At 48.1% G+C, this 24,456-nt stretch carries 19 protein-coding genes and 1 riboswitch; of the genes, 15 read left to right on the plus strand and 4 right to left on the minus strand.

Annotated elements, in window-relative coordinates; genetic code table 11:
• Nucleotides 1-326: 326 nt before the first annotated feature.
• Nucleotides 327-884: a hypothetical protein gene (locus AC58UW_RS30125; protein WP_497424256.1), complete on the minus strand. Its 558-nt coding sequence runs from the start codon at nucleotides 882-884 to the stop codon at nucleotides 327-329.
• 170 nt (nucleotides 885-1,054) lie between these two features.
• Here AC58UW_RS30125 and AC58UW_RS30130 point away from each other — a divergent pair, with 170 nt between their 5' ends.
• From AC58UW_RS30130 to AC58UW_RS30145, 4 genes are all read left to right on the plus strand, one after another.
• Complete coding sequence (locus tag AC58UW_RS30130; protein WP_497424257.1) at nucleotides 1,055-2,284, plus strand: MFS transporter; 1,230 nt, start codon at nucleotides 1,055-1,057, stop codon at nucleotides 2,282-2,284.
• A 9-nt stretch (nucleotides 2,285-2,293) separates the two neighbouring features.
• The gene (locus AC58UW_RS30135; protein WP_497424258.1) at nucleotides 2,294-3,217 is read left to right on the plus strand and encodes a Gfo/Idh/MocA family protein; all 924 of its coding nucleotides are present in this window, start codon (nucleotides 2,294-2,296) and stop codon (nucleotides 3,215-3,217) included.
• A 766-nt stretch (nucleotides 3,218-3,983) separates the two neighbouring features.
• On the plus strand, nucleotides 3,984-4,958 hold the full coding sequence (locus tag AC58UW_RS30140) for a helix-turn-helix transcriptional regulator (protein WP_497424259.1): 975 nt from the start codon (nucleotides 3,984-3,986) through the stop codon (nucleotides 4,956-4,958).
• A gap of 74 nt (nucleotides 4,959-5,032) precedes the next feature.
• A complete protein-coding gene (locus AC58UW_RS30145; RefSeq protein ID WP_497424260.1) occupies nucleotides 5,033-5,542 on the plus strand; it encodes a DinB family protein in 510 nt (169 codons plus the stop codon).
• A 61-nt stretch (nucleotides 5,543-5,603) separates the two neighbouring features.
• On the opposite strand, the gene gcvPB is transcribed toward AC58UW_RS30145, so the two are convergent.
• The 3 genes from gcvPB to gcvT are packed head-to-tail and all read right to left on the minus strand — an operon-like array spanning nucleotide 5,604 to nucleotide 9,565.
• Nucleotides 5,604-7,097 (minus strand): aminomethyl-transferring glycine dehydrogenase subunit GcvPB, encoded by a 1,494-nt coding sequence (gene gcvPB, locus AC58UW_RS30150; protein ID WP_497424261.1) that lies wholly within the window; start codon nucleotides 7,095-7,097, stop codon nucleotides 5,604-5,606.
• Nucleotides 7,094-8,446, minus strand: coding sequence for an aminomethyl-transferring glycine dehydrogenase subunit GcvPA (gcvPA, locus tag AC58UW_RS30155; protein ID WP_497424262.1), 1,353 nt, complete (start codon nucleotides 8,444-8,446; stop codon nucleotides 7,094-7,096). Before gcvPA ends, gcvPB begins: the two co-directional genes overlap by 4 nt.
• 24 nt (nucleotides 8,447-8,470) lie before the next feature.
• Nucleotides 8,471-9,565 carry a glycine cleavage system aminomethyltransferase GcvT gene (gene gcvT / locus AC58UW_RS30160; RefSeq protein ID WP_497424263.1) on the minus strand — a complete coding sequence of 365 codons (1,095 nt, stop codon included), beginning with the start codon at nucleotides 9,563-9,565 and terminating at the stop codon, nucleotides 8,471-8,473.
• Between the two features lie 204 nt (nucleotides 9,566-9,769).
• A riboswitch (glycine riboswitch) is annotated at nucleotides 9,770-9,867 on the minus strand.
• A gap of 162 nt (nucleotides 9,868-10,029) precedes the next feature.
• On the opposite strand from gcvT, the gene gcvH reads away from it, so the two are divergent.
• The 11 genes from gcvH (at nucleotide 10,030) to AC58UW_RS30215 (ending at nucleotide 23,998) form a co-directional block, all read left to right on the plus strand.
• Complete coding sequence (gene gcvH / locus AC58UW_RS30165; RefSeq protein ID WP_497424264.1) at nucleotides 10,030-10,419, plus strand: glycine cleavage system protein GcvH; 390 nt, start codon at nucleotides 10,030-10,032, stop codon at nucleotides 10,417-10,419.
• A gap of 1,542 nt (nucleotides 10,420-11,961) precedes the next feature.
• Nucleotides 11,962-12,966, plus strand: a complete 1,005-nt coding sequence (locus AC58UW_RS30170; protein WP_497424265.1) for a LacI family DNA-binding transcriptional regulator — start codon at nucleotides 11,962-11,964, stop codon at nucleotides 12,964-12,966.
• Nucleotides 12,967-13,006: 40 nt separating this feature from the next.
• Complete coding sequence (locus tag AC58UW_RS30175; protein ID WP_497424266.1) at nucleotides 13,007-14,368, plus strand: acyclic terpene utilization AtuA family protein; 1,362 nt, start codon at nucleotides 13,007-13,009, stop codon at nucleotides 14,366-14,368.
• A gap of 2 nt (nucleotides 14,369-14,370) precedes the next feature.
• Complete coding sequence (locus AC58UW_RS30180; RefSeq protein WP_497372033.1) at nucleotides 14,371-14,682, plus strand: DUF4387 domain-containing protein; 312 nt, start codon at nucleotides 14,371-14,373, stop codon at nucleotides 14,680-14,682.
• Complete coding sequence (locus tag AC58UW_RS30185) at nucleotides 14,679-15,605, plus strand: ABC transporter permease (protein WP_497424267.1); 927 nt, start codon at nucleotides 14,679-14,681, stop codon at nucleotides 15,603-15,605. The genes AC58UW_RS30180 and AC58UW_RS30185 overlap by 4 nt, the downstream gene beginning before the upstream one ends.
• 12 nt (nucleotides 15,606-15,617) lie before the next feature.
• Complete coding sequence (locus tag AC58UW_RS30190) at nucleotides 15,618-16,502, plus strand: carbohydrate ABC transporter permease (protein WP_497424268.1); 885 nt, start codon at nucleotides 15,618-15,620, stop codon at nucleotides 16,500-16,502.
• 31 nt (nucleotides 16,503-16,533) lie between these two features.
• Nucleotides 16,534-18,009: an extracellular solute-binding protein gene (locus AC58UW_RS30195; RefSeq protein WP_497424269.1), complete on the plus strand. Its 1,476-nt coding sequence runs from the start codon at nucleotides 16,534-16,536 to the stop codon at nucleotides 18,007-18,009.
• Nucleotides 18,010-18,090: 81 nt separating this feature from the next.
• Nucleotides 18,091-19,251: an ADP-ribosylglycohydrolase family protein gene (locus AC58UW_RS30200; protein ID WP_497424270.1), complete on the plus strand. Its 1,161-nt coding sequence runs from the start codon at nucleotides 18,091-18,093 to the stop codon at nucleotides 19,249-19,251.
• Nucleotides 19,252-19,284: 33 nt separating this feature from the next.
• Nucleotides 19,285-21,372 carry an ADP-ribosylglycohydrolase family protein gene (locus AC58UW_RS30205; RefSeq protein ID WP_497424320.1) on the plus strand — a complete coding sequence of 696 codons (2,088 nt, stop codon included), beginning with the start codon at nucleotides 19,285-19,287 and terminating at the stop codon, nucleotides 21,370-21,372.
• Between the two features lie 26 nt (nucleotides 21,373-21,398).
• Nucleotides 21,399-22,298, plus strand: coding sequence for a ribokinase (gene rbsK, locus AC58UW_RS30210; RefSeq protein WP_497424271.1), 900 nt, complete (start codon nucleotides 21,399-21,401; stop codon nucleotides 22,296-22,298).
• Entirely contained in the window at nucleotides 22,295-23,998 is a 1,704-nt protein-coding gene (locus AC58UW_RS30215) for a dienelactone hydrolase family protein (RefSeq protein ID WP_497424272.1), read from the plus strand. The genes rbsK and AC58UW_RS30215 overlap by 4 nt, the downstream gene beginning before the upstream one ends.
• Nucleotides 23,999-24,456: the final 458 nt, after the last annotated feature.

Genomic DNA, 24,456 nt, shown 5'->3' on the forward strand with positions numbered 1-24,456 from the left:
TCTTCATTATAACGTTTCCGTTGTTCACCCATGGGAACACCTCCTGATATATTCATTATCGAATTCTCTTATTGAGGTGTCCACTCTTTATTCTAGCTGCATTTCTCCTGTTAATGGGGACGATTGAGCTTGGAGGCAGGGTTGAAGGAGCGGGTTAACGGGAATTTTTCCAGTTATTTGGTTTTCTAGGCCAGGATTGCTTGAAATAACGGGAGTTTTTCCCGCTAATCGTAAAAAATCAGCTCCATAAAAAAAAGGCTGTCCCAAGTCATTCAATGACCGAGGAGAGCCTCTTCTTTGATTTTTGGAACAGCCTCGTTTGTCGATTAAGCGCCGACACTTCTTCCGGCTGCGGCAGGCTGCGAAATCGTTTTTTGCAGCAGCTCGTGCACATCGGACATTTGAATGACGATCCTATTGATTTCATTCGTCGTATAAGAGAGCTGGCTCATACGCTGCTGAAGCTGGGGCAAGGAGATACCGATCCAGTTTTTCTTGCTGCGATGCAGGGACAAGTCATATTTTAGCACCGTCATCGTGGCTGCGAAAGGATCCGGTTTGATATAGACATCTTTCATAATATCATCCAAATTAAAATAAAGCTGCCGGCGGTCCCATTTAACAAAACCTTGCTCGAACAGGATCACTAGAAAATCGGAACCTGACTTGTCTTTGTTCTCCATCGTAATGAGTCGGACAGCGCCTTTGGCTTGATTCGGCTTGATGTACTGGCCTGAACGAATATCAGGGATGAATGGAACAATGAGAAGCGGGCCCACACTGGCGATATACAAATAAGTTGTTGACTGGAACACAAGAGAGAGTACAATAAAGGTCAAAAAGAGTATTGAGCTTGCGATAAGACCAAAATGGTTTGGTTTCATAGGTTGTTGATGATCCCGCCTGACATGATAGATTAGGTAGTCTGTCCTATTTTACCATAAGCGCCCTATATCTTGTAAACTATTAGATCAGTCACTAGGCTTTACCCTTACAAAATGGAGGCGAGCACGCTTATGAAAATGCTGGACAGCTTGTGGAATCCTAGAAAAAAATGTCCTACTACCGAAAAAGTCTCCTCATCGCTACGCTGGAGGGATTCCCGGCTGTTGTTATTTTCCAGCTATTGGGCTGTCCTTTTTTAACCGGTTATTTATTGTACCTTGGTGCGACATCGACTGAGATTGGGTTTATCCTAGCGATCACAACCGTGGTTAATATCATTCAAATTGGTATGGCCGTGGCGATGCAGAAATTCAGGAACCGCAAGCGGATGCTCCTCATTTTCGGCTCCTCTCACAGGCTGCTATGGGCTTCGGTAGGTTTGATTCCGTTTCTGTTTCCGCAAGATTTGTGGGTCGTGATGTATATCATTCTGTATACGGTGGCTCATTTAGGCAATGCTGCAGGGGGTGTCGTGTGGACCTCGCTAATTAGCGATGCTGTTCCGGGGCCAGTTCGCGGACGGTATTTTGGGCTTCGTAATACGATTCTAGGCGGAGTAAGCTCTCTTGCTCTTTTTATAGGCGGTCAAATTCTGGATCGATATCCTGGAGGACAGGGTTTTACCTATTTATTTATGATTGTTGGCGTATGCGCACTCCTCAATGTACTGGCTTATTGCTTATACCCGAATCCACCTTTCGAGCCGTCCAAGGAGTCGAATCCTATTGGAATGATTAGGAAGCCATTGAAGGACAGCGCTTTTATAAAAGCGATTATTTTCTTAGCCGTATTTTTATTTGTGCAAAGCTTGGCCGTGCCGCTATTTTCCTATGTCATGCTAAAGCTCATGAAAATTAATTATGAAACTGTCTCCTACATAACCGTCGTTCATACGTTGGTCATGATGGCAAGTTACTATGTTTGGGGTAACCTAAACGCACGATATACAGCGCAAACCTTACTCTTATGGTCTTTACCGAGCATTGCCCTTGCTTGTCTTTTGTGGGGGGCGATTGCTTTTATACCGGCGATTGTCGTGCTTTATGCGGTTCATATCGTGCTTGGCATTGGACTCGGCGGGTTTAATCAGATGGTATTTACCTTTACAATTGGCGACACACCGAAAAGTGAACGACCTATGTACATTGCAACGTACTCCGCGATTACGGGATTTGCCGCCTTTTTAGGACCAATTGTTGGCGGAAAAGTGTATGAGCTCATTGCAGAGGCCCCGATGTGGGTGCAGGTTTATGGGGTTTCGACGCTTGTGGGTGCTGTGCTGCTGATACTTGGATTAGTTGTAGGACGCATGGTGCTTGGGAAACAAATAAGGAGCTGACTTTTTAAAATGACAAGAAAAAGAATCGGAATCATCGGGCTTGGGGATATCGCGCAAAAAGTGTATCTTCCCCTTCTCTCCGTCAATGAACAAGTAGACATTGCTGGCATTATGAGCTCCACACCGGCAACGGTTGAACGAATGAAAATGAAGTATCGCATCCCGTTCGGGACGACGAAGCTGGAAGAGCTTCTCTCGCTTGATTTGGATGCTGTTTTCGTGCACAGCCCGACACCGACCCATTATGAAATTGCTTTGAAAAGTATGGAGCAGGGCGTGGCGATTTATGTAGATAAGCCATTGTCCTACGATTGGGCACAGTCGGTAGAGATGGCTTCTTACGCGGAACGGAAAGGCGTGCTTCTTGCAGCGGGTTTTAATCGCAGATTTGCTCCGCTCTATCTCGAAGCACGAGACTGGTTGCGCGAAGCCGGCGGATTCGATTGGTGTTCAGCCGTTAAACATCGGATTAAGCAGCAGTGTCACGGCGCGAAAGAGACGTTGTACGATGATTTGATCCATATGTTGGATCTTTTGCTTTGGCTGGGGGAGAGTCCCTATGAAGTGGCTTCGCATCATCAACAAGTGGATGAAGTTGGAAGATTGCTTCACGCGTCAGGAACGCTATCTTTCGGCTCATCGCAGGGCACCTATAGCATGGTGAGGCTTGCTGGCGTGGATTTGGAAAAAGTCGAGCTGCACGGCAGCGGACGTTCGGTCGAGGTGACGAATTTGGAGTCGGCGGTCTTCTATGAAAAAGGCGCCGCGCCGCGCGTACGTTCCTTCGGAAGCTGGGACACGGTGCTGGAAAGAAGGGGCTTTGCCAGCGTCGTTCAGCATTTCCTGGACAGCTTGGCTGATCCGAATGCTTGCACGATCCGTAGCGACCTTGTGCTGGCGTCTCATCAGTTGGTTGAGCGGTTGTCTGTTTAAAAGTGTTGCTAGGGCTGCCTTCAAGTGGAGTTTTCTACTTGGGGGTGGTCTTTTTTTGTTATGCTGAGCTGGCTAGTTTCGCATCAAGGATGTGCTTGCTGTGCGGGAAGGGGAAATACAGGGCGCTATTTGAGCTGAATGAGTTGATTTAGGGGGATTGGGGGAACTACAGGGTCTAATTTGATTGCAAAGGCCATTATTCGGGCTGGAAATGGCGGAATAGAGGACCACAGTTCCCTCAGCTGGCTGAAGTAGCGATTTACTCCAAGATAGAGGACTGTAGTTCCCACTAGTTGAGGATTTTTGTGGGAAAGCGGCTAATTTTACTTAACAGGCTCTCTTAGAGACAATTTCGTCAGATGAGAGGTTGATATGTGGTTTGCAGCTAGTTTAGTTGGAGTAAATCCAATGAGGAAGCCGTTTGAGTGGATTATTAGTATAGTTCATTGGATCATTTCCAATTAGATGGTTGGAATTGACGTTATTATGACTGATTTCAACGGACTTCATTGGAAATCGTCCAATGAAAAGCTGGATTTACGAGGTTAATTGGTCTTTTCATTGGAAATCATCCAATGAGAATTGAACAATGCGGCAGTGTCGTGGCTAGCAACTTAGTCAAACTGAGTATGCGTTGGAAAGCCCGATACTCTGGGAAGCTTGTCAGGAAAGCGGGAAAGTAATGCCAGCTCCAAGCAGATTAAAGGACCAGAAAATGCTATGATAATACCACATGGAAACCATTCCCTAGGAGGACTAGCCCCGAATGTCAAAAGCGGATCAAATGCTAGCCATTCTATGGCTCATCAAATCACATCAACGAATAACGGCAAAGCAATTAGCCGAAAAGCTTGAGATCCATATCCGCACGGTGTACCGGTACATCGACGCGTTATGCGCGAGCGGTGTTCCGATCATTTCGGATTCCGGGCACCATGGCGGCTACCGCTTACTCGGGCAGTTTAATGAGGCGCCGCTCGTGTTTGATCTAGACGAGCAGAAGGCGCTCATTCACGCTGCCTCATTTGCCTTGGAGGCAGGGTATCCGTTCGGAGAGAAGCTGAATCAGGCGGTAGCCAAGCTGAAACTATATACCAATCAAGAGCAGCGGGAGCAAATCCATCTTCATGAGCAAGGGCTTGATGTCATTTCGCCGCAGGCGGATGCCGCCGAAGCTTCCTTGCTGCAAGAAGTGGAGGTGGCCGTTACCAAACGAGTCACGCTGCGCATGCACTATCAAAAAGGCTACGGTTCTGTAACAGAAACCCGCCATCTTGACCCGTATGGACTAGTTTGCTGGAAAAGCAAATGGTATGTCGTGGGGCACTGTCATCTGCGGAAAGAAATTCGCAGCTTTCGAGTGGATCGAATCCGTGAGCTGTCGAGGACGGATATGACGTTTGAGAGGCCGGCCGATTTCTCAGCACGCCAATTCATTCTTGCAGGTGTCCTACCTGAGACCGATAAGCCGGAAGAGCTGATATCCGTTAAAATCACAGGGAGAGAGCAAGCGCTGGACGACCTATGCGGGCATTGGTTCCTAGCCCATGCGCTAGTGGAGCGCTCACAGCATGAAGCCCATTTTCAACTGCAGGAGAAAGCCATCCGCTCTCATCTTCCTTATCAACTCCTCAGCTATGGAGGCACGATTCAAATTAAGGAACCCCAAATGCTCATCAAAATGCTCCGGGAGATTACGCAGAATTTGCATCAATATTATGCTTCGATGCCAATTGACTGACCGCTTTTGTCAGTGAAGACGAGGTACAATGAGCTCATGTTTAATACAGAGTTACATTCTGAGGAGGATGAAGCATGAGAGAACAAACGATCAAAACCTATGATTATCACGTCTGGGCTAATAAAAGAGTATTCGAACGACTGGCGGAATTACCGGAGGAAGTCCTGCACCAGGAGCTTGGCAATGTGTTTCCGACGATTTACCAAGGGCTCGTACACATTTACCAGGTAGATACGATTTGGTTGTCAGGCATGATGGGCAACAGCTATGAGCAGATTAAAGATCTGATCGGCACGATTGAAGAAAAGACAGCGGGCAAAAGCTTGAAACAAGTTCAATCCGCTTATTGGGAAAAAGCCGAGGAGTATCGCGTTTTTCTGAACGGCGCCAGTGATCTGCAGGCGAAAATGCAATTTCCGCATCCAACCTTTGGCGTGCTGAAAGGAAGCATTAACGAATTGATTCAGCATATCGTGAACCATGGCACGTACCACCGAGGCAATATTTCTTCGATGCTCCGCCAGCTGGGATATGCGGGGGCTTCAAGTGACTTCGTCTTCTATTTATACGAAGTCAATAAGTAAGTAAAAAGGGGCTGTCGTAGAAGTCTAAGAAACATAAGACTTCTACGGCAGCCCCATCTTTTTATCCGCAGCTGCAATTCAGGACAGGCTTGCGGGCGGCAAGCGCTTCGTCCATACGGCTGACCACGGTGGTGTATGGCGCATTTTTGACGATATCGGGATTCTCTTCGGCCTCTTTGGCGATGGCGATCATGGTGTCGATGAATTCGTCTAGTGTTTGCTTGCTTTCCGTCTCAGTCGGCTCGATCATGATGCATTCTTCAACGCTAATCGGGAAGTAGATTGTCGGCGGATGATAGCCGAAATCAAGCAATCGTTTGGCGATATCGAGGGTGCGTACGCCTAGCTTCTTCTGACGGTTGCCCGACAGCACGAACTCGTGCTTGCAGAAGCGGGGATGCGGCACATCATAGTAAGGTGTCAGCCTTGCCAGCATATAGTTGGCGTTCAGCACGGCAAACTCGGATACTTTGCGCAGACCTTCTGGACCGAGCGTCCGGATATAGGTGTAGGCGCGGACTAGGATGCCGAAATTGCCGTAGTAGCCTTTGACGCGGCCGATTGACTGCGGGTAGTTATAGTCGAAATAAAAGCGGCCGTTCTCCTTCTGCGCCACGAGCGGCGTAGGCAGGAACGGGATGAGCTTTTCTTTGACGCCGACAGGGCCGGCACCGGGGCCGCCGCCGCCGTGCGGGGTGCTCATTGTTTTGTGCAGGTTGAGATGGACTACATCGAAGCCCATGTCGCCGGGGCGGGTAATGCCCATTATGGCATTCGCATTAGCGCCGTCGTAGTAGAGTAATCCGCCTGCGGCATGGACAATCTCGGCGATCTCTATGATCTGCTCCTCGAACAAGCCTAGCGTGTTTGGGTTGGTGAGCATCAGGGCGGCCGTATCCGGTCCGACGGCTTTGCGAAGCTCATCGAGATTCACGAGACCGCGTTCGTTGGATTTGATCGTAATCGTCTCGAAGCCTGCGACCGTAGCGCTGGCTGGATTCGTGCCATGAGCGGAGTCTGGGCAAATGACTTTGGTCCGCTTTTCTCCGCGGCTTTCATGGTAGGAGCGAATCATCATGAGTCCGGTCCACTCGCCATGTGCGCCAGCAGCAGGTTGAAGAGTGACGCGATCCATGCCGGTGATGGCTTCAAGATCCTTTTGGAGGTTGTAAAGCAGCTCCAAAGCGCCTTGCAGCGATTCTTCCGGCTGGTACGGATGTATTTTGGCGAAGCCTGGGAAGCGGGCTACGTCTTCATTGATTTTTGGATTGTATTTCATGGTACACGAGCCAAGCGGGTAAAAGCCGTTGTCCACGCCGAAATTGCGGCGAGAGAGTGCCGTATAGTGGCGGATGACATCCACCTCGTACACTTCCGGCAATTCTGGCGCATTCTTGCGCTGGAATTTGGAAGGCAGGACGTCGTTCAGGTTCAATTCCGGCACATCGGATTCCGGCAGGGAATAGGCGACACGGCCCGAATGGCTCATTTCGAAAATGAGCGCTTTGCCGTCATCTTTCACGTTTATGTTGTTTTCGCTGGTGCTCATCGTCATACGAGTTCCTCCAGTGCATCTGCGAAGGCATCGATATCTTCGCGCGTTCTCTGCTCAGTGACGGCAATTAGCATATGGCCGGCGAGCTCGGGGTAGTCGCGGCCAAGGTCGTAGCCGCCGATGATGTTATGCTGCAGGAGCTTGCTGCTCAGCTCCTGCACATTCGTGCCGTCCGGAAGCTTGACGGCAAATTCATTGAAGAAGCTGCCCGCAAACGGCAGCGAGAGCTTGCCGGACGCGGTGAGGCGATTCGCCGCGTAGTGAGCTTTGTGGACGTTGAGCTTGCCAACGTCCTGAATGCCCTGCTTGCCCATCGTGGACAAGTACACGGATGCGCAGAGCGCGAGAAGCGCTTGGTTGGAGCAGATGTTCGACGTGGCTTTCTCACGGCGAATGTGCTGCTCCCGCGCTTGGAGCGTCAAGACGAAGCCGCGCTTGCCGGCGCGGTCGACGGTTTGGCCCACGATGCGCCCAGGCATGCGGCGCATCCAGCTCTCGGCGACGGCGAAGTAGCCGCACGTCGGCCCGCCCAGCGCAGCTGGGATGCCGAGCGGCTGGCAGTCGCCGACAACGATGTCAGCGCCGAGCTTGCCCGGCGCTTCGAGCAGACCGAGCGTGAGCGGATTCGCGCTCACGACGAGCAGGGCGCCCGCGCCGTGCGCGATCGGCTCCGCCGCGCCGATATCCTCCAAGCAGCCGAAGAAATTCGGCGATTGGAGGATGACGGCGGCCGCGTCGGCCGCCTTGGAAGCGAGGTCATCGAAGTCAGTCACGCCCTCTGGCGTGAGGCCGATCTCGACAACTTCCAAGTTCAGCCCGCGGGCGGTCGTGCGCAAGATGGCGCGCGCCTCCGGGTGCACCGCGCGGGAGACGAGCAGACGGCTGCGCTTCGTCGCTCCGCTGGCAAGGGCGCCGGCTTCGGCCAGCGCCGTGGCACCGTCGTACATCGAAGCGTTCGCTACGGCCATGCCGGTGAGCTCGCAGATGTACGACTGAAATTCAAAGATCGCCTGCAGCTCCCCTTGAGAGATCTCCGGTTGATAGGGCGTGTACGCGGTGTAGAACTCCGAACGCGAGATGACATGATTGATCACCACGGGAAGGTGATGATCGTAAATGCCAGCGCCGAGGAAGCTGGCGTAGCTATCGAAGTCGGCGTTGCGGCTGGACAAGCCGCGCATATAGCGCAGCAGTCCTTGCTCATCCAGCGCCTTCGAGACATTCAGTTCGCCTTGGAAGCGAACCTTTTGCGGAATATCTTGAAACATCTCTTCCATGGAGGAGATGCCGATTGTTTCCAGCATGTCTTTCTGATCTTGCTCGGTAATAGGCAAATAGCGATGCTTCATGATGGGGGCTTGCTCCTCTCCGGATTACGGCTTTCTTTTATAAAAAGGGGTGGCCACGACTTTCGCTTTGACCTGTGCCCCGCGAATTTCCACATTCACTTCTGTGCCCAGCGCGCTGTAGGCGGAATCAATTAAAGCGAGGCCAACATTTGTTTTGAAAGTAGGTGACTGTGTGCCCGTTGTTACTTCCCCGATAGGCGTACCCTCGAGCGTGAAAACCTTATAATGCGGGCGCGGAATGCCACGGTCGATCATTTCGATGCCGACGAGCTTGCGCGGTGCACCGTTCGCTTTATGCTCAGCGATCACATCACGCCCGATGAAGTCTCCTTTATCCAATTTCACAAAGTAGTTCAGCCCAGCCTCCAGAGGTGAGATCTCATTGGAGAGCTCTTGCCCGTAAAGGGGAAGGCGAGCTTCAAAACGCAGTGTATCACGAGCGCCCAAGCCAGCCGGTACGAGACCGTGTTCTTGACCTGCTTCTAGCAGGAACTTCCACAACTGAACGGCATCATGTTGATCGATGTACAGCTCAAAGCCGTCTTCTCCGGTGTAGCCAGTGCGGGACAGCAGGGCGTTGATACCGGATACCTTCACATCGGATAGGAAACGAAACGTTTTCAAATTCTGAATAGGTGCGTCTGTCAATTTGGCAATAATCTGTTCAGCGTGAGGACCTTGCACGGCGAGCATAGCGGTTTCATCGGAAATGTTGGTGATCTCGGTGTGTCCAGTTAGATTCTGCTGCATCCATGCCACATCTTTGTCGATGTTGGATGCGTTAATAACCAGCATGTAGTTGTTATCTCCTAGCTTATAAACGAGCAGATCGTCTACGACGCCACCGTCCGGGTAACACATGAGGCTGTATTGGCATTGTCCGTTTTCGAGCTTTGCCACATCGTTCGTGGTGATCTTTTGCAGGAAAGGGAGGGCGTCTTCTCCGGTAACCCGGACTTCTCCCATGTGCGACACATCAAAAAGCCCAGCCTGCTGCCTGACGGCATCGTGCTCTTTTTGAATACCCGTGAACTGCACCGGCAGCTCCCAGCCTCCAAAATCAATAACTCGCGCTCCATGCTCCGCATAAACAGGGAAGAGCGGTGTTCGTTTCAGCATGTGTTTACCTCACCTTCGATTTTGTACATCCCATATCTTGCCCAAAATGCAAAAAAGAGCAAAAGATATGCAACACAAACATACCTTTTGCCCTGTCCTTTTTACCTGAGAGTTACCCCGATTAGACTTATGTAAGGTCCATCAAGTTTCCCCGTTGGTGTCCGAATTCCCGCTTGCGCGTTAATCCAAAGCTCTCCAGAGTTGCGTCCGGTACAAGTCCTTTTGCCTGAGAGATTCACCACTATTGGGCTTACTCCTTCGGCGCCGCGCTACTTCACTGCGGTCTCTCCCTGCACCATCATTCGCCAATATTCAGTTTTTAGTATTGTATTAATTTTTGCCCACAGAGGTGTGAATTGTCAATTGTTACTTTTCATAAAATTTACCTTCGTCCGCCTTGACTTTAATGTTCCCATTAGATTAAGCTAAAATCAAAATTTGCTGGTAAGCGAGGGCGTAAACCGATGAGTAACGTACAAGCCAATTTGTTATACACCAAAGAGCATGAGTGGGTAGAGAAGCTGTCAGACACGGTAGTCCGTGTGGGTATTACTGATTTTGCCCAAGATCAATTGGGAGATATTGTGTTTGTTGAGCTGCCTAAGGCTGGGACAAGCATTACCGCAAATGAAAGCATCGGCAGTGTGGAATCCGTTAAGACGGTTTCCGATATTTTCTCGCCCGTATCCGGCAAAGTAACGGCTGTGAACGGTTCATTGGAAGGGTCGCCAGAACTCGTAAACAGTGCGCCATTTGGCGAAGGCTGGATGGTTGAGGTCGAGGTCTCCGGCGCGGATGCGCTTGAAGGTTTGCTGACGGCTGATGAGTATAATTCTTATATTGGCAATGAGTAGGGAGTAGGTCTTCTTTACTTAGTATTATTAGTATATAAAGATTAACAAGAGTGCAGGGCCATCGATTTCGATGCCTTGGACTCTTGTTTTATTTGCAGAAGTACCTCTGCCTCACATGTGAATTCAGCATTAATAGGGTGGCTCTGTGCTCAGGTCAACTGAGTGGAGGAGAGCTTGCACCAGCTCCACTTGTGACTAGATGAAATCCAATTCACTCCAACGGAATGTGTGCAGAAGCAACTCAAATCATCCTTTCATTGGATTCCATCTCATTCCATCCAATGAGGATTGACTCACTTATGACGCGCGGTCTTCCACTCATCTCCCACCAACGCCAAATGCAACAACAATAACCAAAAACCAGAGTAGAATCGCCACCTATGTTGTACTTTATACAACAAAAATGCTGGTTAAGCGCACTTAGACCCCCTATGTTGTACTTTGTACAACAAAAAAGCTGATTGCGCGCACCTAGACCACGCTATGTTGCACTTTGTGCAACGATTTAAGCTAATAATGACTACTTTAGAGGCGATTTAGGTGGAATGATTGTACTTTGTGCAATGAAAGTAAGGCTTGTGCGGTGTATGTCCTTTTTTTGTTGTAGAAAGTGCAATGTAGATTAGTGGTAGAGGCGCGGCACACTATCATTTATCGTCTAATGTAGGCAGTGAACACAAAGGTGTTTGCGTTTCAAATCTACAGTTTTATCCATAAGCTCCTTTTCCGCACCATTTCCCACCGCTTCAAGTTTCATTGGATTCCATCTCATTCCATCCAATGAGGATTGACTCACTTATGACGCGCGGTCCTCCACTCACCTCCCACCAACGCCAAATGCAACAACAATAGCCAACAGCTAAAGTAGAATCGCCACCTATGTTGTACTTTGATAACAAAAATGCTGGTTAAGCGCACCTAGACCCCCTATGTTGTACTTTGTACAACAAAAAAGCTAATTGCGCGCACCTAGACCACGCTATGTTGCACTTTGTGCAACGATTTCGCTAATAATGACTACTTTAGAGGCGATTTAGGTGGAATGATTGTACTTTGTGCAATGAGCGTAAGGCTTGTGTGGTGTATGCGCTTTTTATGTTGTAGAAAGTGCAATGTAGATTAGTGGTAGAGGCGCGGCACACTATCGTCTAATGTAGGCTGAAGGCGTAGCGCACCTTTTCCCTCCTTTTCAATTTTCATTGGATGATTTCGGATGATATTCAATGAAGCAACCGATTGGCAGCATCATTTCCTCTAGCCTACAGTCCCCTGACGCAGTCCCAAGTCAGGGGGCTTTTTGATGGTTCAAGGGAGCATTTGGACTTGACATTGTCGAAAGATGAGGAATATAATAAGAAACATGAAATAGGTAAACGGTTACACATCGTTTATCAAGGTAACATAAATAATTAATATGTAATGCGTAAATAATAGTATTTATCGAGATAAAGGAAAATTTCGGGAGCATGTAACCGGTACCCTATGCAAGGATTTCTTGCTGTGAGTACGGGTTTGCTTTTTAGTAGGAGTGAGTCGTAACCAGTGGCAACAATCAGAGATGTAGCAAAGTTGGCAGGCGTTTCCGTAGCGACTATTTCCCGATTCCTGAACAAAAACGGATATGTCAATGAAGATACAAAATTGCGAGTAGAACAAGCAATTAAAACGCTTCAGTACGAGCCGAACGCGATGGCTAGAGGGCTTGCAGGAAGAAAGACAGGTACGATTGCTTTAATATTCCCGGATATCACGAACCCATTCTTTGCTGAGCTGGCCAGAGCTGTTGAGGATGTTGCCCGCATGTATGGATATACAGTAATTCTATGCAATTCGGATAATCAAGCGGATAAAGAGCAAACATATATCAGGGTATTGAAGCAACGGTATGTGGACGGTATTTTGTTCGCTTCCTACAGCCTTCGCTCTGATGATGTGGATGCTTTGAATAACGAGAAAATTCCATTCATTATGCTGGATAGAGCGCCGCGCGAGACCTCTTGCACGGTCGTAAGCTCCAAGCATTTGGAAGGGGCACAGCAAGCTGTACAGCATCTGCTCGATGAGGGCTGCACGAAGATCGCTCATATATACGGTCCGCAAGATACGGTAACCGGAAGAGAGCGGTTCATGGGATATGAGCAATCGGTGAAACATTTTCCTTGGTACACGCCAAGCCTCGTCGAACCTGGTTATTTCCGCGTCGACGGCGGAATGGACGCGGTTGAAAACCTAATGAAGCGCCATCCTGATATTGACGGAATTTTTGCAGGCAATGATACCATGGCAGTTGGAGCACTTAAGAAATTGCAGCGAATGGGCGTGCGCGTCCCTGATCAAGTTGCGTTGTGCGGTTTCGACGGTATTGACCTAACGGTCATCGTAGAGCCGGAAATTACGACGGTCGCACAATCGATTTATGATATGGGGATGCTGTCAACACGGCTTCTTATTAAGAAAATCGAGGGCGACATCAGTGAAGATCAAACGCATCTATTCGATGTCAAACTCATTCCTCGCGAATCAACGAGAAGAAAAAGAAAAGAATGAACCATCGAATCGGATGATGGACAGTGGAGGTTGTAAAGCAATGGAACAATTCAAAATTTTGGCGCCCTGCGGGATGTTAGGTTACGGATTTCCGAAATCATCGTTTATGAGAGGGATGGAACATCATCCTGATGCAATTGTTGTGGATGCGGGATCAACGGATGCCGGTCCTCATAAATTAGGGGCAGGTACGGCGATTGTGAGCAAGCAAGCTTGCAAGAAAGATTTGGAACTGATGATTGTAGCTGGTGCTAAGGCTAAGATTCCGGTCATTATCGGATCTGCTGGAGGAAGCGGCGCGAAGGTTCATGTCGAATGGACGCGATCCATTATTATGGAAATTATTAGCGAGAACAAGATTACGGGGCTCAAAGTCGCGACAATCTGGGCGGATATTCCCAAGGAAGTCGTAGAAGCTAAATTAGAAACAGGCGAGTGTGAACCACTTGGCATCGCTGTTAAGAAGCTTACGAAAGAAAGACTGGAAGCGACAAACGGTATTGTGGCCCAAATGGGACATGAACCAATAATCGCGGCGCTTCAAGAAGGCGCTGACATTATCATCTGTGGTCGCGCTTACGACCCATCACCTTTTGCAGCCGTAGCGATGCATCATGGTTTTGATACAGCGCTTGCCTATCATTTGGGTAAAATTCTCGAATGCGCGGCGCTTTGTGCAGAACCTGGGACAACGAAAGATTGCATGCTGGGTATACTGACTAAAGATTCATTTATCGTCAAACCGCTGAACGACAAACGTAAATGTACGGCAGTTTCCGTAGCTGCACACACGTTTTATGAGAAGGATCATCCTTACTTGCTCCATGGTCCGGGACTTGTTCTGGATCTCGAACATTGTGAGTTTAAGGAATTGGGAGACGATAGCGTGGAAGTGCGCGGCAGCCGAATCTCGCCATCCCCTGAGTATAAAATCAAGCTAGAAGGCGCAATGAAAGTCGCGTACCGCACACTTGTCGTCGCAGGAATTCGAGACCCGCTTTTGATTGAACGGATTGAAGAAGTCGAGGGCTTGGTCAAGCAGCAGGTTTGGGAGTATTACAGCGAAATCCCGCAAGAGGATTATGAAATCAGTTTCATCAATTACGGCCTTAATGGCGTGTTGGGTGAATTAGAACCGCAAAAAACAGCCGGTCACGAATTAGGAGTCGTATTCGAAGTGATTGCGAAAACACAAGAGCTGGCGAACACGATTTGCAGCTCCGTCAGATCTACATTCTTGCATTACGGCTATGAGGGCAGGAAATCGACGGCAGGCAATCTGGCATTCCCTTTTGCCCCAAGTGATATCCCTTTCGGCGCTGTGTATGAATTCTCTGTTTATCATTTGATGCAAGTTGCGGATGGCGTAGAGATGTTCCGCAACGAATATATCGAGGTGTAATTATGAAGCTAGTAGATGCAGCGAAAGTATTGAGAAGCAAAAACAGCGGACCGTTTGAAATTACGGTGGATGCCCTTTTTACAGATCCGGTGATTTATTACAAAATAAAGAATTCCGGCATCATTAACAAAGATTTGGTATCGAAGCTCTACAACATTGAGCAAGATAAGATCATGCATATCGTCTTTTTCGATCAAGCGCTCGGCTTCAAAATTACGTTCGCGCGGAAAGTTTCTTCAGGTACGTTCTTGGATCGTGACGTATACGGCGCTCAACAGCATGCCCCACTGATGGAATTGGAAGTCGACGTATGATGGGAAAGGAGTCGATTCAAATCAGAACGCATTCGAAAGTTAAACAAATGTGGAGTGACAAAGTACTCTACTTGATGCTTTTGCCGGGAATCGCTTATTTTATTATTTTTCACATCTGGCCGATTATTGGCATGAAGTTAGCTTTCTACGATTATCAAATCCTCGGAGACAACGTCTTTGTTGGAATGAAATATTTTAAAGAGCTCTTCAGCACGCCAATCTTTGAGCAGGTATTAAAAAATACACTCATTATCAGTGCGATGAAAATGTTCCTTATTTTTCCAATTCCGATCATCTTCGCGCTCATCCTTAACGAATTCATTAACGGAAAGTTCCGGAAATCAGTTCAAGTCATTTCGTATTTGCCGCACTTTCTGTCCTGGGTCGTTATTGCCGGTGTATGGTTCGACTTTTTATCGAAGTCAAACGGAGTAGTGAATGAGATCATTCAAGCATTCGGGTTTCAACCGCACGATTTTCTAACAGATAAATCAGCGATCAGATGGGTGCTTGTCGCCAGTGAGGCATGGCGGAATATCGGATGGGATTCGATCATTTTCCTTGCAGCTATCATGGGTGTGAATCAAAGTTTGTACGAAGCGGCGCATGTTGATGGAGCCAACCGCTGGCACATTGTAACGCGAATTGTACTGCCTCATCTGTATATTCCGATGGTGACCATCTTCATTCTAAATGTCGGATTTATTATGAATGCAGGGCTGGATCAAGTGTTGAACTTCACGAATGATTCCGTCAATAGCCGTATCGATATCATTGATACTTATGTTTACCGCGTTGGTTTGATCAACGGTCAATATTCGTTCGCTACAGCGGCTAATTTGTTCAAAAGTATGATTGGGGTCGTGCTGGTGCTTTCCACGCATTTCATATCCAAGAAACTGACCTCGAAAGGCGCATGGTAAGGAGGAGCTAGCATGAGTGTTAAACAATTTTCGTTCACCAAATTAGTGCTCGGTGCCGTACTCGTCCTCATATCGCTGACGATGTTTGTACCGATCATGAACTTGATCGCCAAAGCCTTCTCGAACCCTAACAAAGTCCATATGCTGCATGGCTATGACATTTTGCCAAAAGGTTTCTCGTTCATCAATTTCCAGGTGGTGCTGAGCAATCCGATTGTCGGGAAAGCGTTAATGAACTCTTTATTTATTACGATTGTCGGTACGGCGTTCAGCCTTTTCTTCACAACTATTACAGCTTACGTATTGACGCGTAAAAATCTGGTCGGCAAAACGCCCATCATGATTTTCCTCATTATTATCATGATTTTTGAACCGGGTATCGTGCAAGAGTATATGGTCATCAAAGACCTGCACTTGCTGGATAATCTTTGGGCGATGGTCCTCTACCGCACGATTAACGTATTTTATTTGATCATTATGATGCGGTTTATTGAAGAAATACCTGATTCTCTAGTTGAGGCTGCCAAAATCGACGGCGCTGGGCACATGACCGTGTTCATGCGGATTATCTTACCGCTGTCACGCATTCCGCTTCTGACGATCGGTATGTTCTATGCGGTGGCTAGATGGAATGAGTTCTTCAAATCGAGCATTTTCTTATCGAGTCGAAGCAATACCGTGCTGCAAGTATTACTCAGGCAGTTCGTTGTTGAAGGAGATACGACGACCTTAGTCGGTGCGGCTGATCTGATGAAAAACAACAATATCGCGCAATTGGACTTCTCGTCCTTGAAAGCGGCTACGATTGTCATTGCTATGGTTCCGATTCTAATGCTATATCCCATTATTCTGAAGCATTATACCAAAGGAGTAATGGAAGGCGGCGTAAAAGAATAGTATTCAAACATTATTTTGGGAGGCAATCCAAATGAAAAAAGCGCTTTTTGCAATGGCTGCAGTCGTCCTGGTCACTACAACAGCATGCAGTTCCGGAGGGAACAATTCAACGAACACGTCTGCACCATCTGCAACCCAAAATGGCCAAGCTGTTACGACGGTTTCCATTTTAGCCAAAGATTTTGCACCAGACGATCCTAACGTTCAGAAATTGGTTAAAGGCATCGAAGATGGCATGAAAGCAGAAGGCAAAAATGTAAAGCTGCAAATTACGCCTGTTCAAAGCGGAACGTATTCCGAGAAAATGGGCTTGCTCTTACAAAGTGGCAACATCCCTGATCTTATCTACTTCCAAGGCGGAGATTATCAATTCGCAACGACTCAGAAAATTTTGGAGGATCTGACTCCATATATCGATAAATCCAAATACGTTAAGGCTTCTATGAATCCTTATAACATTGAAAGAATGAAGAACTACCCTTACTTGCTATGGTTATCGCCGGTTAGCAGTGCAATTCCTGTTGTGCGTCAAGACTTGATGGACAAAACAGCATCCGGTAAAGCCGCTTTGGAAAACCCGACAATCGACAACTACTACACGTTCTTCAAAGAGTTAAAAGAAAAAAGCGGTGCGAAATATGCTTACACCACAGCTGGCAATCTTGATGAGTTGGACGCTATGTTCGGGCAAGCCTTCGGACAAACGACTACTTGGCTCAAGGGTGCAGACGGTAAATTCGCATTCGGCAAAACAACGCAGTCTGAAAAGGACAAACTGGAATTCTACGCTAAGATGTACAAAGAGGGCTTGCTTGATCCTGAGTTCCTGACGAAGAAATGGGATACGAAAGAAAAAGCGTTCTATGACGGTCAAGCAGCTATCATGGCGGGTACGCAAGGTAAAGTAATCGACCTGTACAACTCCAAATCAGTGGCACAAAATGGCGCAGGTGCAAAAGTCGTTCCTCTGCCGCCGGCAAAAGGTAAGGCACAAGGCTACACACCGGTTGATACAAGTAAAGAGAGCCGCGGTTTCGCGATTTCCAAAACGTCCAAAAACAAAGATATGGCCTTTGCTGTATTAGAATATATGGCCAGCCCAAAAGGACAAATGATGGATAAGCTTGGTTTTGAAGGCTCCGAGTACCAAATCGTTGATAATAAAATCAAATTGACTGATAAGTTTGCCGCTTGGTATCCGCACTTTGTCGAGTCCGTTATCAGCTTCACACCGGACAAAGAGTTTGATCCTACTACGCCTTACTTCTCGGAACCGGCAGCGAAATCGCTCAAAATGTTCGAGACCAGCTCCACCAAAGATAATACTTTCATTATGCCTGCCGATTTGACGGCAAAATGGGATGCAGCTACGGCTGTTTACAAAGAATTCGCGGCTGATATCGTAACGGGTAAGAAAACAGGTGCTGATTTCGATAAATTCGTTCAAGCCTGGAACGCTGCGGGCGGTAAAGATGTAACGGATTATGCGAATAAAACAATTAAGTAAATTGGGCTTTGAAGCCAATAAATGAACTGCAAAGTGTGGGGCGTAACAACCCCGCACTCCCTGTAGAAGGGAGTAAGTCAAATGGTTACTTTCGCTGATAGAGTGAAAGGCGTTGTTTTTGGCACGGCTTATGGCGATGCGATGGGCGCTGTCGTTGAGAAAATGACGTTTAATGAAATTCATGAAAAGTATGGTCGGGTTGAAACAACAATGACCAAATGGTGGAAAGCAGATTGGCCGGAAGACAAGAGACTCGGAAGGATGAGGGGCGGAGGAATCGTTACCGATGATACGCTCATGACGCTTGCGCTTATGAATGTATACGGCATTGAACGCCGTCATTTGGACGCTTACGATTTGGCAAATGAGTTTGTCAAAGAGATCTCGTTCCGTCCGAAATATATTCCCGAGTTGGGTAAAGTCGCTATGGTCATGGATCGCTTGTTTTATCCAGAGAAGCATATCTTCAACCGTCATGTGCTTGCCAATTGCGAGCCTCGCGAAGGCGGTTATGGCAATATGGTTAACTGCGGTGCAGCCATGTATATCTCGCCGATTGGCATTGTGAATGCTTGCAATCCGAAGGCAGCTTATGATGAAGCGATTCTGTTTGCATCCGGTCATCAAGTCAGCTACGGCTTGGAAGCGGCTGGTGTTCTGGCTGCTTGTGTTGCGAAGGCTTTTGAACCCGGTGTAACGGTAGAAGACATCATAGAAACAGCATTGATGTATGCAAAAGATGGTACGAAGCAGGCGATCCAAGACCTGTGTGAAACGGCTCGATCCCTTAAGCCAATCAAGAATAACCGGGCTGAAGTTGTGCAGCAGCTGCACGCTGTAATGGGCAAATATTCGCCAATGGGCGATGATGTCAATCGAAACATCCATAAAGTAGGCATTCCATCTAACCACTATACCCCTAGTCGATTGTTCTCGATTGAGGAACTTCCTTTAGCGTTGGCTTACATTATTTTGCATGATGGCGATATATTGGAAGCTGTTAAAGACGGTGTGAGTTCGGGGCGTGACACAGATTCTATCGGTGTTATGGCTGGTGCGATTCTTGGGGCTATGCATGGCGTTGCGGCTATTCCGCAAGCTGAAATTGACATTATTGAACAAATCAATAAGCAAGAAATTGAGAAGCACTGCAATGAATTTATTGAAGCTGCCTCATTTATTATCGAGCAAGACCTTGCACTCAGCAACCGTAGACAACAACAAATTCGTTCTATTATTTAAAAGGTGGTGTAATCGTTGATTCCTTCTAATTATTTGGAAAAAATTTATTCAGGTTACTTAGGTATGAACATTGGCATAAGACTGGGCGCTCCGGTAGAACCGACGATTTGGACTTATGAAAGAATACAAAGCACATATGGTGACATTACTGATTATGTCAAAGAATTCAAAAACTTCGCGGCGGATGACGATGCGAACGGTCCATTCTACTTCTTGCGCGCACTGTATGACGATGCGAAGGACCGCGATATTACGCCTAACGATGTGGCTCGCGCTTGGTTGAACTACGCCCGTGAGGGAATCGGGATGTTCTGGTGGGGCGGTTATGGCATCAGTACGGAGCATACGGCTTACATCAATTTGAAAAAAGGGATTGAAGCTCCACAGTCTGGTTCCATTGAGCAAAATGGACTTATTATCGCCGAACAAATCGGCGGTCAAATTTTCATCGACACATGGGGTCTCGTTAATCCTTGCAACCCGAAAAAAGCAGCTGACTTCGGTGAAGCGGCAGCTCGCGTATCTCATGATGGCGAAGGCGTGTTAGGCGCAAGATTTTTCTGCGCAGCTATTTCCAAAGCGTTCGAAACAAGCGACATCAATGAAATTATTGAAGCTGGTCTAGCTCAAATTCCAGCTGACTCGATCTATGCGAAAGTGTCCAGAGCGGTGCTTGAGTTTCACGCGCAACATCCGGACGACTTCAGAGCATGCCGAGAGATGCTTGAAAGAGATTGGGGCTACGACAAATATACGGGCGTATGCCACATCATCCCTAATGCAGGCGTCTGCGTGCTGTCCATGATTTACGGCCAAGGTGATTTCAACAAAACGGTTGAAATTGCAACGATGTGCGGTTGGGATACGGATTGCAATGCTGGTAACGTTGGTACTGTTCTGGGTGTAGCTTGCGGCTTGGAAGGCATTGCGGATAAATATCGTAAGCCGATCAACGATTCCATCGTGATGTCAGGGATTTCAGGCTTTATGAATATTCTCGACATTCCGACCTACGCGAAAGAATTGGCGATTCTAGGACATCGCTTGGCGAATGTTCCTTGCCCAGAAGGTCTTGCCCAGAGCTTCACGGAGCACGATATTTATTTCGACTTCGAACTGCCGGGCTCAACACACAACATCCGCGTCTCGGATCCGTTCTTCTGCCAAGCGAAGCACTCAACCGAGAAATCCTTCAAAGGAACGGGCTCGCTAGAAGTTGTGTTTGACCGCATGACTCGTGGGGAAAAATCAAAAGTATTCTACAAACCTTTCTATACACGCGACGACTTCAGTGACGAAAGATACTCACCGACATTTGCGCCTAAAGCATCTTCCGGCCAAAAAGTATCCATGCAAATCTACTTGGATCAATGGGGCGGCAATGAAACAATGGGTATCGCACCCTATGTGCGCCTGTCCAAAAGCAAAAAAGAGCTTGTACAAGGTTATGTGAAGCTCGTTGATCAAGAATGGGTTCATGTTGAATTTGTAATCCCGGATTCTGAGGGCGAGCTGATTGATGAGGTTGGCATCGTGTTAGAAGCTTATTCGACTCGCAAGCCGAAAAGCTTGGGACGCATTTTCATCGATGAATTCCGAATCTATGGCCATGCTGATTACACGATTGACTTCAACAAGCAATTGAACAACTTTGGCTGCATTACGCCATTCGCGCATAACAACGGGGCTTGGAGCCTAGAGAATGGCGCGATGTACCTCATGACGGCGGAGCCAAGCGAAGCTTATACAGGCAACTATTTTGCCAAAGATTACTCTGTATCTGTAGAGCTCAACCCGCAAAGCGGACATTCACATTTAGTGGCTGTTCGTGCGCAAGGCGCAATGAGAGGTTATCACGTAGGCTTTGATGGAGCGAATCAAGTGTCTCTGTACATCAACAACTTCGGATTCACGAAGTTGACGGGTGCTGAGTTCCCATGGCAGCTAGGCAAAGATTACGATTTTAAAGTGACGGTACAGGGCAACACCCTTACATTCGCTATTGACGGACAAGAAATTTTGAAGCACACTGACGATACGTTCGACTATGGTATGTTTGGCGTAAGCACAAGAACTGCAGCTAGAACTTATTTCAGACATGTTAGATTTACGGAAATTTAGAAATTGTAGGTGGATCGGGGAACGATATGAAAATAATCGTAATTGGCAGTGCAAATATGGATATGGTCATGCGGACTAGCCGTATTCCAGAAATGGGCGAAACAATGCGGGGCGATGGATTTATGCTATCCGCCGGAGGCAAAGGAGCCAATCAGGCAGTTGCTTGCGCAAAAATGGGCGCTGATACCTGGTTTATGGCGAAAGTTGGCGACGATATTTTTGGGCAATCGTTGATCGGCAGCCTCAAAGGGTTCGGTGTGAAAACTGATTATGTAGGAATTGAACCTGAAGTTACAACAGGTGTAGCCGCGATTACGGTTTGCGATGGGAATAATGCGATCATTCTTGACGGCGGCGCCAATAACCTAGTTAAACCTGACTATATTGAAAGTTACCAAGATGAAGTGCTCTCGGCCGCAGCTATTATGCTGCAGCTGGAAATTCCGGTGGAAACCGTCTACGCTACCATTCAACTTGCGAAAGGCAAGGTGCCGATTTTCCTAAATCCGGCGCCTGCCATTCCACTAGATGACGAGATGTTGGATGGTGTGGATTATTTCACACCGAATGAAATCGAGTGCCGGTTGTACACGAATGTGGAAGTCAAAACCACGGAGGATGCTTTCGCGGCGCTAGATATTTTACGCGGCAAAGGTATTCGCTTCCCGTTAATCACACTTGGTGAAAAGGGCATTGTGTACTATAACGGAACTGAAAATGTGTATATGCAAGGCCGTAAAGTGAAGGCCATAGATACAACGGCTGCTGGAGACACGTTCTCTGGGACGCTTGCAGCTATGATTACTTCAGGCAAATCGCTCGATGAAGCGGTGAACATTGCGCAGTATGCGTCTTCGATTTCGGTTACCCGAATGGGCGCACAGCATTCGATCCCGTATTTATCGGAGCTTTCGGATCTATCATGAAAAAGTTCGAAATCCGTTTTCATGAGTTGTTGAAAACTGCTGAGCAGTTAGGTGAACACCGTATCCGTACGGTGGAGCGGAGATCAGATCCATACGGCGACTACGCCTCTATGTATTTGGAGACAGAGCTCATCCCGGGCGAGTGGGTGAAAACGTATTTCTGGATAGGCGTTCCTTATGGGGAAACGCCTTTTCCTGCTATGCTGCACATCCACGGGGGAGGTTCGCAGACGGCTAACTTGGAGCATGTCCGGCATTGGATGAGCAAAGGGTATGTCGCGCTTAGTTACGACTGGAAGGAGGAACTCTCCGGGCAGGAGCATTACTCCGATTTGGCGGATATGCCCATGCTGGACATGGAAGAAGAGTTTGATCCGCTGCAATCGGTCATGTTTACGCGTCTTATCCATGCGAAGAAAATGGTAACGTGGTTGGCTCAGCTGCCAGAGGTAGACGCGGGAAGAATGGGAGCTTTCGGAATTTCCCGTGGAGGCACGATAACGAGATTGCTTAACGCCTGGGATAACCGTTTGCAGGCGGTGGCCCCTATTTATGGCTGCGGCAAGCACATGTCGCCAGGACGGTTGAATCGTAACGTTCGCAGGCCGCATACGTTGGAAGACACCTACGAATGGGAGCAGCTGCTTAGCGGTTTGAAGCTTGCCGAGCGGCAGCAGTCGCCGATGCTGATCATGTCGGCCACGAATGATTATTGGGGCTGGATGGATGCGATTTGCGAAGGAGCTGTACACCTTCCGAAGGAGAAGCGCGGGTTGTTTTTCTCGGCTAATCAAAATCACCATCTGGATGGCTCAGCAGGTGCTACGCTGGATTGCTGGATGGATGCCATTGTCAAGGGAAACGGGCTTTGGCCGCAAGCCCCGGCTGCCTCCGTCTCTGTTAGCGAGGGAGTACTGCGGGTGACTGCTGAATTTGCTTCTGGGGGGCTGCCCGCGCTTCCGCAAAAGCTTCGCTTTTGCTGGTCTTGGTATGACTGGAGCGAAGTGCTTCCGCCGGGCAGATACTGGCATGTGAAGGAACTCGACTGTTCACAAGACTGCGGCTTCAGTGTGGAAATACCGATTATTGATCCTGCAATAAGCGGTTTCGTATATGTGGACGCCATCTATGCGGATGGCGTAAAAACGAGCAGCTTCCCACTGCGATTCTCTCCCATCTATCTGGGAGCTGTCGCTACCGGTATGCCTTTAACGCTAGAGTTGGCTGATTTCACTCGCGGGCTGGACGGATGGCATTGTCCGGAACAGCGGACGGAGCCATTTGATCCTGACTTCCGCTATGTATTTGTGGATGATCCGGGAGGCGGCAAAGCGCTCTCTTTGGACGAGCCGGGCTCGAAGTTTGCCTTAGTGACTCATAAGCCGGTCGACCCGTTCATGCAAGGGGACAAAGACCATTTGCAGCTGCAGCTCAGGCTGTTTACGGATGTTCCAGGTGTGTGGGAGGTATCGGTTCTATACCGGCCGGATCAGGCAGGTCAGATCGTTTGGGTGAGCGAGCTAGATGCAGCGCTCGGGTGGACGGAAGTGCGACTGGCAAGGCAGTCGTTTGGCCATGCAGCCGGCAAGGCGTTATCATCTTGGGAGAAAATGCACAAGATTTGCGTGTCTTTTCTTCCTGAGCAGATGGACTCTAGCGGCGGTGGTAAGCCGGCTCTTGGTTCGGTTCGTTTTGTTTAAGCTTTCTAAAGCTATTTCATCCTGCGACAGTGTAGAATGACGATTCTCTGCTATAGTTCAGTGTACCATCTACTTCAGCTGAGGCTAATGGAGCGTCCCCTTGGAATCGGGAGCCGAGCGGAGAGATTACTTGTAATTAACGCTGATTACTCCTGTTATATTCCACAAATAATATAATTTAACATTATTAACTGTAATTTCTACCGCTAATCTCACCTAACTTAGCAGATTTCGGCAAGCTACCGACGATATAGATGGAGTTTCTACCGCTATTCCATTCTCTGCCACAGTTCAGCGCAGAATAACGGTAGTTTTTCCATCTACTTCAGGTGAGGCTGGTTAATGGATCATCGCTGAGGCAATAGAAGTATTAAAGAGGACTACGGTGTCAAATTCGTAGTCTCTTTTTATATTCCAAAGCAGTACGCCAAGGCGTATGATTGCGCTCTCATTGGTAA

The sequence above is a fragment of the Paenibacillus sp. J22R160 genome (assembly GCF_059692135.1).